Annotated in this window: 8 protein-coding genes; 6 read left to right on the forward strand and 2 right to left on the reverse strand. The window is 69.0% G+C overall.

Translation table 11 applies throughout. The features are described from left to right. Positions 1-50: 50 nt before the first annotated feature. Both UK23_RS39715 and UK23_RS39720 read right to left on the reverse strand, forming a co-directional pair. A complete protein-coding gene (locus UK23_RS39715) occupies positions 51-2123 on the reverse strand; it encodes an acyltransferase family protein (RefSeq protein ID WP_052685451.1) in 2073 nt (690 codons plus the stop codon). An 88-nt stretch (positions 2124-2211) separates the two neighbouring features. Next, complete coding sequence (locus UK23_RS39720; protein ID WP_156213724.1) at positions 2212-4566, reverse strand: ATP-binding protein; 2355 nt, start codon at positions 4564-4566, stop codon at positions 2212-2214. A gap of 125 nt (positions 4567-4691) precedes the next feature. Between UK23_RS39720 and UK23_RS39725 the strand changes: the two genes are divergently transcribed. From UK23_RS39725 to UK23_RS39750, 6 genes are all read left to right on the forward strand, one after another. Continuing rightward, the gene (locus UK23_RS39725; protein WP_045316959.1) at positions 4692-4901 is read left to right on the forward strand and encodes a hypothetical protein; all 210 of its coding nucleotides are present in this window, start codon (positions 4692-4694) and stop codon (positions 4899-4901) included. A gap of 114 nt (positions 4902-5015) precedes the next feature. Then, complete coding sequence (gene gap / locus UK23_RS39730) at positions 5016-6020, forward strand: type I glyceraldehyde-3-phosphate dehydrogenase (RefSeq protein ID WP_045316964.1); 1005 nt, start codon at positions 5016-5018, stop codon at positions 6018-6020. A gap of 16 nt (positions 6021-6036) precedes the next feature. After that, the gene (locus tag UK23_RS39735) at positions 6037-7230 is read left to right on the forward strand and encodes a phosphoglycerate kinase (RefSeq protein ID WP_045316960.1); all 1194 of its coding nucleotides are present in this window, start codon (positions 6037-6039) and stop codon (positions 7228-7230) included. Beyond that, positions 7230-8018, forward strand: a complete 789-nt coding sequence (gene tpiA, locus UK23_RS39740) for a triose-phosphate isomerase (protein WP_045316961.1) — start codon at positions 7230-7232, stop codon at positions 8016-8018. The genes UK23_RS39735 and tpiA overlap by 1 nt, the downstream gene beginning before the upstream one ends. A 94-nt stretch (positions 8019-8112) precedes the next feature. After that, complete coding sequence (gene secG, locus UK23_RS39745) at positions 8113-8358, forward strand: preprotein translocase subunit SecG (protein ID WP_045316962.1); 246 nt, start codon at positions 8113-8115, stop codon at positions 8356-8358. Between the two features lie 66 nt (positions 8359-8424). Further along, the gene (locus UK23_RS39750; RefSeq protein WP_030478110.1) at positions 8425-8769 is read left to right on the forward strand and encodes an RNA polymerase-binding protein RbpA; all 345 of its coding nucleotides are present in this window, start codon (positions 8425-8427) and stop codon (positions 8767-8769) included. Positions 8770-8952: the final 183 nt, after the last annotated feature.

Below are 8952 nucleotides of genomic sequence, written 5' to 3' on the forward strand. Positions count from 1 at the left end.
GAGCCGTCCCACTGGGCGTGAATCACCCGCCAATGTTCCGGGTCGCGCCACTAGATCATGCCCAGCTCGGTGAGCAACGGCGTCGCGAGCGTCCGCGCGTACGTGTTCGTCACGTGGTTGTTGCGGTACACCACGACGTTGCCGACCGTCGCGGGACAGATGTCCGCCCGGCAGTACCACGGTGTCAGATCGACCACCTTGACCCCGGAGACGCCCTCGGACGCCGCCACGAGCGGATCGCCCTCACCCTGGAACGCCTCGGCGCGCGGGGTGCCGCAGGCAGCCGGATCACCGGCGTTGCGCTCCAGGCAGCGCGGCACCTGGCCGTTCGGCCGGGGCAGGTCCTTGATCACCGCGACCGGGATGCCGGCAGCGGAGAACGCGGTCAGCATCTCCCGGTAGCCGGACACCATCTCCTCGCGCGACTTCCACGTCCACTTGAGGTCGCTCAGGTACGACTCGCGGCTCATGCCGGACAGCACCACGAGGTTCGGCTTGAGGGCCTTCACGCGGTCGAGCACGACCCGGTTCTGGTCTGAGCAGAAGGTGATCGGCGTCCCGGCCTCCTGCGGCGCCACGGCGTTGAACGGGCAGCCGTTGCGGGTCATCGCCCGCACCTTCCAGTTGCCCTTGCCGGCGCCGCGGGCGAAGTCGATCAACGGGGTGGTGTACTGCGCCGCGTGCGAGTCGCCGAGCACCACGACCGTCTTCGGCGAGGCGGTGTCGCCCCACGAGCAGGCGTTCGCGGCGTAGTCGAGACCGTAGACGTTGCAGTCGGCGCCGTCGTCGCGGCTGTACGGGCCGTCCTCGTTCGCCACGGCCGGGTCCGGCAGCAGCGGCACGCCGGCGGGCGCGGGCTTCGGTGCCTTGGAGTCGAGAGCCATCGCGCCGGGGTGGTCGGCGTCGAGCGCCGTGCGGGACGCGAGCTGGGTGAGGTGCTTCTCCGCCGTGTACCAGGGGATCGAGGCCGCGATCACGGACACGACGATGAGGATCGCACCGAACAGGTAGGTGCCGCGGCGGCGGCCGAACCTGTTGCGGCGGAACGGATCCTCGATGAAACGCTTGGACAGCGCCGCGAGCACGAAGCTCACGGCCAGAGCGACGAGCATTTCCTTCTTCGACAACCGGTCGCGCCCGCTGAGCTCGAGGATCACCACGATGACCGGCCAGTGCCACAGGTAGAGGCTGTAGGAGATGTCACCGACGTAGCGGACGGGCCGGATGGCCAGCAGCCCCGCGAGCGACGTGCCCGCGCAGGCCAGCATCGCCGCGGTGCCGAGCACCGGCAGAGCCGCCACGTAGCCGGGGAACTCCAGGTCCGTCGTGTACAGGACGGTGGCGATCAGCACGGCGGCGAAGCCCAGCCAGCCGAGCACCTCGCGCACCGCACGGGTCAGCGTCACCCGGTGCAGCGCCATCGCGGTCAGGCCGCCGATGCCCAGCTCCCACATGCGGGTCGGCGTCACGAAGTAGGCGGCGCCGTGGTCGACCGGCGTGTAGTAGACGGAGAACGCGAACGACGCGACCGTCACCAGCGCGACGGCGCCGACGGCGTAGCGGGCCGTGCTGGCCTTGAACCGGCCGGCGAGCGCGGCGCTGCCGATCAGCAGCAGCGGGATCACCAGGTAGAACTGCTCCTCGACGGCCAGCGACCAGTAGTGCTGGACCGGAGAGGCGCCGGCGGTGGCGTGGCCGTAGTCGTTGGACAGCACGGCGAGCAGCCAGTTCTGCGCGTTCAACGCGGACCCGACGACCTCCCGCATGAAGTCCGGCCACCGGGACTCCGGCAGCAGGATCACGACGGCGGCCACGACGGCGAGCAGGGTGGCGGTCGCGGCGGGGAGCAGCCGGCGGATGCGTCGCGCGTAGAAGTCGCGCAGGCTCACCGTTCCGGTGCGGCGCAGCTCGTTGGAGAGCGTGCCGATGATCAGGAAACCCGAGATGACGAAGAAGACGTCGACGCCGACGAAGCCGCCGGGCAGCCACGACGGCCGCAGGTGGTAGAGCAGGACCACACCGACCGCGAGTGCTCGCAGGCCCTGGATGTCGCCGCGCTGAGCGTGCTGGGGGCGAGGGGCGTTGCGCACCTCGGCGGGACGCTCGGCGGAGGTGACCGCCACAGTTGACTCCCTAGCTGCAGGTTTGGCGGAAGACGTCCGCGTCAAAGGGCTGAGGATAACCCGATCGGAACAACCCGCCGTGCCTGGGTCACGGGGTGTGGCGACCCGCCCACACCGCCAGTTGCGCCCGTGACCGCAGCCCCAGCTTGGTGCGGGCGTGCGTCACGTGCCGGGCGACGGTGTGCGGCGAGATGCCCAGCCGCTGCCCGATCTGCCGGTTCGTCAGGCCTTCCGCCACCAGCGTCGCGACGTGCAGCTCGCGTTCGGAGATCACCCCGTCGTCGTCCTCGGCGATCGGCATCGTGGTCAGAGCGTAGGAAACGGCCTGGGACAACGACATCCGCTCGCCGGTCGACTCGGCGGCGCGCAACCGCCCGGCGGTGATCCGGGTCCGGCACACCGACCGGGCCTCGTCCAGCAGGTCTTGCCAGTACGGCTCGGCGCGGAAGTCGTAGCGGGTCCGCACCGCGGAAGCCGCTGTCAGCAACGACAACGCGCGTTCGTCGTCCGACCCGACCCCGACCAGCCCCAGCGCGAGGCCCTCGAGGTCGTAGAACTGGTCCATCGGGTGTTCCGAGCCGACCTCCAGGCTCTCCCGGAACAGGTCCACCGCCTCGGGATAGCTCTTGCGCGCCAACGCGATGGCGCCCGCGGTGTGCAGCACCGGGTTGAGCTGGTGCGGCAGGCCGAGCAGCCGGACCAGCGTCAGCGACTCGCGGACCAGCGGGGCGGCCAGGTCGGCTTCGCCGTGCTGCAGCAGCGTCCAGCCGTAGGAGTTCAGCAGCACGCCACGGGCCAGCTTCTCGCCCGAGAACCGGAGCAGCTCCACGGCCTCGTCGTAGAGCTGCCAGGCCAGCTCGGGGTTCCCGGTGTGCGCCTCGGCGGACGCCAGCACCTCCAGTGCACGGGCCAGGGTGCCGGGCCGCGACGCGTCGGCGCGTTCGATCGCCAGCGACTCCTGGGCGAACGTGCGCGTCACGTGCCAGCCGCCGCGCACCCGGTGGTGGATGGCGGCGAGAACGGTCAGCACACTGCGATAGGGCGGTGGCAAAGGCTGCGACAACGCGCGGTGCAGCAGCTCGGTCGGGGCGCCGCGAGGGCCGCGCGGGGTCGAGGTCCAGGCCGTGGCGACGATCGCCAGCGCGTGCCGGGGCCAGTCGCCGACCTCGGCGCTGCGCGTCACGGCGAGGTCGAGCAGGCCGATGTTGCGGTCCAGGCGCAGCACGACGGACGGCGACGCGAAGAAGGACGAGATCTCGGGCTCCACCAGCGAGCACACCCAGTCGACCACGCGGTCGGCCACGAGAGAGATCTCGCCGTGCTCCACCGCACGTTCGCGGCAGTAGAGACGGATCGACTCCAGCTGACGGAACGTGGTGGTGCCGGACGCGCGTTCGACCACCAGCAGCGACTTCTGCTCGAGGCTGGTCAGCAGCTCCAGCGCGTCCTCGACGTCGCAGATCCTGCTCGCGACACCCAGGTCGAACGGCACACCGAGCACCGCGAGACGACGACAGGCGGACTGCTCCGCCTCCGACAACAGGTCGTAGCTCCACCCGATCGCGGCCCGCAGCGTGCGGTGGCGGTCGTCGGAGGCGCGCGGCCCGGCCGTCAGCAACCCCAGCCGGTCGCCGAGCCTGGCCAGGATGTCCGCGGGGGAGAGGACAGTGATGCGGCGCGCGGCCAGTTCGATCGCCAGCGGCATGCCGTCCAGCGAGCGGCACACGGCGACGACGTCCGCGATGTTCGACGCGTCGACCTCGAACGACCGGTCCACCGAGACGGCACGATCACCGAACAGGAGCACGGCGTCGTAACGCAGGGCCTCGGCGAGGCTCGCGCCGACGGGCGGCAGCTCCAGCTCGCCGAGCGCGAAAACCTGCTCGCCGGCCAGCCGCAGCGGCTCGCGGGACGTCACCAGCACGCGCAACCGAGGGCAGCACGCCAGCAGCTCGGACACCACGTCCGCGACCTCGGCCAGCACGTGCTCGCAGTTGTCCAGCACGAGCAGCGGCCGCCGGTGCTGCTCGATCTCGGCGATCACCGCGTCGCGCACCGAGCGGTTCGGCAGAGGGTGCGCGCCGACGGCGTGGTAGATCGCCTGCGCGACCTCCGGCGCGGGCGCCAGCGCCGTCCACCACACCTGATCAGCGCGTTTGCTCACGTGCTGGACGGCCAGCCTGGTCTTGCCCGCTCCCGCCGGGCCGACCAGCGACACCAGCCGGTGCTCCGCGCAGAGCCGCCCCAGCGCCGCCAGCTCCTCCCGGCGGCCCACGAACGTGTCGAGCGGCGCCGGTAGAGCCGAGTCATGCGGAGAGTCGTCCCGTGTCGAGCTGCGCTCGCGATACGCGCGTTGACGGCACGCGTTGGAGCAGTAGCGCCGTCCCGTTGCCGTGTCGTTGAGCGGGTTTCCACATGTCACACAGGCGGCATTGGCCGTCATGAGGAATGACCGTACCGGCGTGTAACGGTCCGTAACACCCGCTGTTTCGGGGTATTGATAGCCCCGGCGAAGCGTGGACATGATCTCGCCAGGTTGCCGCCGCCACCGACTCAGGAGGTCCGGTCATGGCCGCGCAGATCAGACAGCCCAGTGGTTCCCTCGTGCCGCCGCAGGACAGGGCGGTGGTGGACGAGTGGCTCGGCCGGATCGTCGCCGTCGTCGGCAGGGACGCGAAGGAGAACAGCCCGGAGGCGTGCAGGACCGCCGCGGAGGCTGCGGAGGAGCTGAGCGCGTACCTCTGGATGCTCCGCGCGCTGCGCCGCCGAACGGCCTAATCAGGGGCCGTTTTTCTGGCTCGATCAAGAGATACGCACTATCCGTGTGACCAGCGGCGCAGTTCGACAGATAGGGTGGGCTTGTTCCTGCCAGTCGAACGCAAGGAGTCCGTCGTGACGGTTCGTGTAGGTGTCAATGGTTTCGGCCGGATCGGCCGCAACTTCTTCCGCGCGGTGCGTGCCGGCGGCCACGACATCGAGATCGTCGCGTTCAACGACCTCGGTGACGTCGCCACCATGGCGCACCTGCTGAAGTACGACAGCATCCTCGGTCGTCTGGACGCTGACGTGCAGGTCACCGACGAGGGCATCTCCGTTGACGGCAAGGTCATCAAGGCCCTGGCCGAGCGCGACCCGGGCAAGCTGCCGTGGAAGGACCTGGGCGTCGATGTCGTCGTCGAGTCCACCGGCTTCTTCACCGACGCCACCAAGGCCCGCGCGCACGTCGACGAGGGTGGCGCCAAGAAGGTCATCATCTCCGCGCCGGCCAAGAACGAGGACCTCACCGTCGTCATCGGCGCGAACGAGGACAAGTTCGACGGTTCGCAGACGATCATCTCGAACGCGTCCTGCACCACGAACTGCCTCGCGCCGCTGGCCAAGGTGCTGCACGACAGCTTCGGCATCGAGCAGGGCCTCATGACCACGATCCACGCGTACACGCAGGACCAGAACCTGCAGGACGCGCCGCACAGCGACCTCCGCCGTGCCCGCGCCGCCGCGCTGAACATCGTGCCGACCTCGACCGGTGCCGCGAAGGCCATCGGCCTGGTGCTGCCGGAGCTCAAGGGCAAGCTCGACGGCTACGCGCTGCGCGTGCCGATCCCCACCGGCTCCGCCACCGACCTGACCGTCACGCTCAAGCGCGAGGTCACCGTCGACGAGGTCAACGCCGCGTACAAGGCCGCTGCCGAGGGCGCTCTGGCCGGCATCCTCAAGTACTCGACCGACCCGATCGTGTCGGCCGACATCGTCACCGACGCGCACTCGTGCATCTACGACGCGCCGCTGACCAAGGTCATCGGCAACCAGGTCAAGGTCGTCGGCTGGTACGACAACGAGTGGGGCTACTCCAACCGCCTCGCGGACCTGGTCAAGCTCGTCGCCTCGAAGATCTGAGTTCGGAGTCAGTGAGTTGAAGACTCTCAGCGACCTGCTCGCCGAGGGTGTCGCGGGTCGGCGCGTCCTGGTGCGCGCCGACCTGAACGTCCCCCTCGATGGCGACAAGATCACCGACGACGGCCGCGTGCGCGCGTCGGTGCCGACGATCAAGGCTCTGGCCGACGCGGGTGCCCGCGTGATCGTCACGGCTCACCTCGGCCGCCCCAAGGGCGAGCCGGACCCCCAGTTCTCCCTCGCCCCGGCCGCCGCCCGCCTCGGTGAGCTGCTCGGCACCGAGGTCGCGCTGGCTTCGGACCTCGTCGGCGAGTCGGCTCAGGCCGTCGTGGCCGCGGTGACCGACGGTGGCGTCGTGATGCTGGAGAACGTCCGCTTCGACGCCCGCGAGACCTCGAAGGACTCGGCCGAGCGTGCGGCTCTGGCCGCGGAGCTGGCCGCGTTCGCGGACGCGTTCGTGTCCGACGGCTTCGGTGTCGTGCACCGCAAGCAGGCCTCGGTCTACGACGTGGCGCAGAAGCTGCCCGCGTACGTCGGCGGTCTGGTCGAGGCCGAGCTGGGCGTCTTGCGCAAGCTCACCGACGACCTGGAGCGCCCGTACGTCGTGGTGCTCGGCGGCGCGAAGGTGTCCGACAAGCTCGGCGTCATCGCGAACCTGCTGTCCAAGGTCGACCGGCTGCTCGTCGGCGGCGGCATGGCGTACACGTTCCTCAAGGCCCAGGGTCACGAGGTCGGCGGTTCGCTGCTGCAGGAAGACCAGCTGGACACCGTCCGCGGTTTCCTCGCCGAGGCCGAGAAGCGCGGCGTCGAGCTGGTGCTGCCGGTCGACGTGCTGGTGACCGACAAGTTCGGCAACCCGGAGCACGAGGTCGTGGCCACCGACGCGATTCCCGCGGACAAGATGGGCCTCGACATCGGCCCCGCGTCGCGCGAGCTGTTCGCGTCGAAGCTGGCGGACGCGAAGACCGTGTTCTGGAACGGGCCGATGGGCGTCTTCGAGCAGGAGGCCTACGCCGGTGGCACGCGTGCCGTCGCCGAGGCTCTCGTGAAGTCCGAGGCGTTCACCGTCGTCGGTGGCGGCGACTCCGCGGCGGCCGTGCGCGCGCTGGGTCTGCCCGAGGACGGTTTCTCGCACATCTCCACCGGTGGTGGCGCATCTCTGGAGTTCCTGGAAGGCAAGGAACTCCCCGGCATCAGCGTTTTGGAGTCCTGATGGCAGCCCGGCTCCCGCTCATCGCGGGCAACTGGAAGATGAACCTCAACCACCTCGAAGCGATCGGCCTCGTGCAGAAGATCGCCTTCTCCCTGCCGGAGAAGTACTTCGCCAAGGTCGAGGTGGCCGTTCTCCCGCCGTTCGTCGACATCCGCAGCATCCAGACGCTGGTCGACGGCGACAAGCTGCTGCTCAAGTACGGCGCGCAGGACATCTCGCAGCACGAGTCCGGTGCGTACACCGGCGAGGTGTCCGGCGCCATGCTGAAGAAGCTGGCCTGCCACTACGTCGTGGTCGGCCACTCCGAGCGCCGCGAGTACCACGGCGAGACCGACGCGATCGTCAACGCGAAGGTCAAGGCCGCGCTGAAGCACGAGGTCACGCCGATCTTCTGCTTCGGCGAGAAGCTCGACGTGCGCGAGGCCAAGGGTCACCTGGAGCTGGTTCGCCAGCAGCTGGAGGACGGCCTCAAGGGCTTCACGGCCGAGCAGGTCGCGAAGATCGTGTTCGCGTACGAGCCGGTCTGGGCGATCGGTACCGGGCGCACGGCTTCGTCGGCCGACGCGCAGGAGGTGTGCTCGCTGGTCCGCTCGTTCGTGGCGGAGAAGTACGGCGAGGAGACGGCGGCTACTGTTCGCGTGCTTTACGGCGGTTCGGTGAAGTCGTCCAACATTGGTGAGCTCATCGCGCAGAAGGACATCGACGGCGCTCTTGTCGGCGGTGCGAGCCTTCAGGCGGACGAATTCACCAAGCTGTGTGCTCTGGCTGCCGGCGGCCCTCTACCCTAAGTTGATCTGATTAACCCGCAGACCCAAGTGGTTGCACACGTTCGGCAGTCGAACAGGTACTCTATGGCGTCGGCTGCCTGTCAGTGAGGAAGAAATGGTCCTGTTCCTGCAGATCCTGTTGATCGTCTCCAGCGTGCTCCTGGTGCTGCTCGTGCTGCTGCACCGCGGCCGTGGTGGCGGCCTTTCTTCGCTGTTCGGCGGCGGCATGCAGTCGAGTCTGTCCGGTTCCTCCGTCGTCGAGAAGAACCTCGACCGCCTGACGCTGTTCGTCGGCGCGGTCTGGATCATCGCGATCGTGGGCATCGGACTGCTGATCAAGCTGCCCGGCGCGGGTAGCTGATCAACCGTTCAGCGGCAGAAGCCCTTCGGGGCTTGGGGTAACCACTTGGTGGGGGTGTAACGGTCGATGTCCGGTGGTAACGCGATTCGCGGTACCCGCGTCGGCGCAGGCCCGATGGGCGAATCGGAGCGCGGCGAGTCCGCGCCCCGCCGTCGGGTGTCGTACTGGTGCGCGAACGGTCACGAGTCCCGGCCATCCTTCGCCGTCGAGGCGGAAGTGCCGGAGAGCTGGGACTGTCCGCGTTGCGGCCTGCCGGCAGGGCGGGACGAGCAGACGCCACCCGCGCCTCCGCGCAACGAGCCGTACAAGACGCACCTTGCGTACGTTAAGGAGCGGCGGTCTGACGCTGATGGGGAGGCGATCCTCGAGGAGGCGCTCGCCAAGCTTCGGCGGCAGCGGGAAGAGCCGTAGGGCTTGTGAACTAGGGCTTGTGAACTAGCGCTTGTAGAACACTGTGAAAGACCCCCTCACCTGCGGAGAGGGGGTCTTCGCTGTATTTGTCGGACCCTGAGTGGTTTGTGTGCGTGGGTCTTGCGGGTGGTCACCTTGCGGTCCGCGGCTTTGGTGGGTGGTTGCGTTGAGCGGGTCCTGTTG

Source organism: Lentzea aerocolonigenes (genome assembly GCF_000955955.1).
Classification (GTDB): domain Bacteria; phylum Actinomycetota; class Actinomycetes; order Mycobacteriales; family Pseudonocardiaceae; genus Lentzea; species Lentzea aerocolonigenes_A.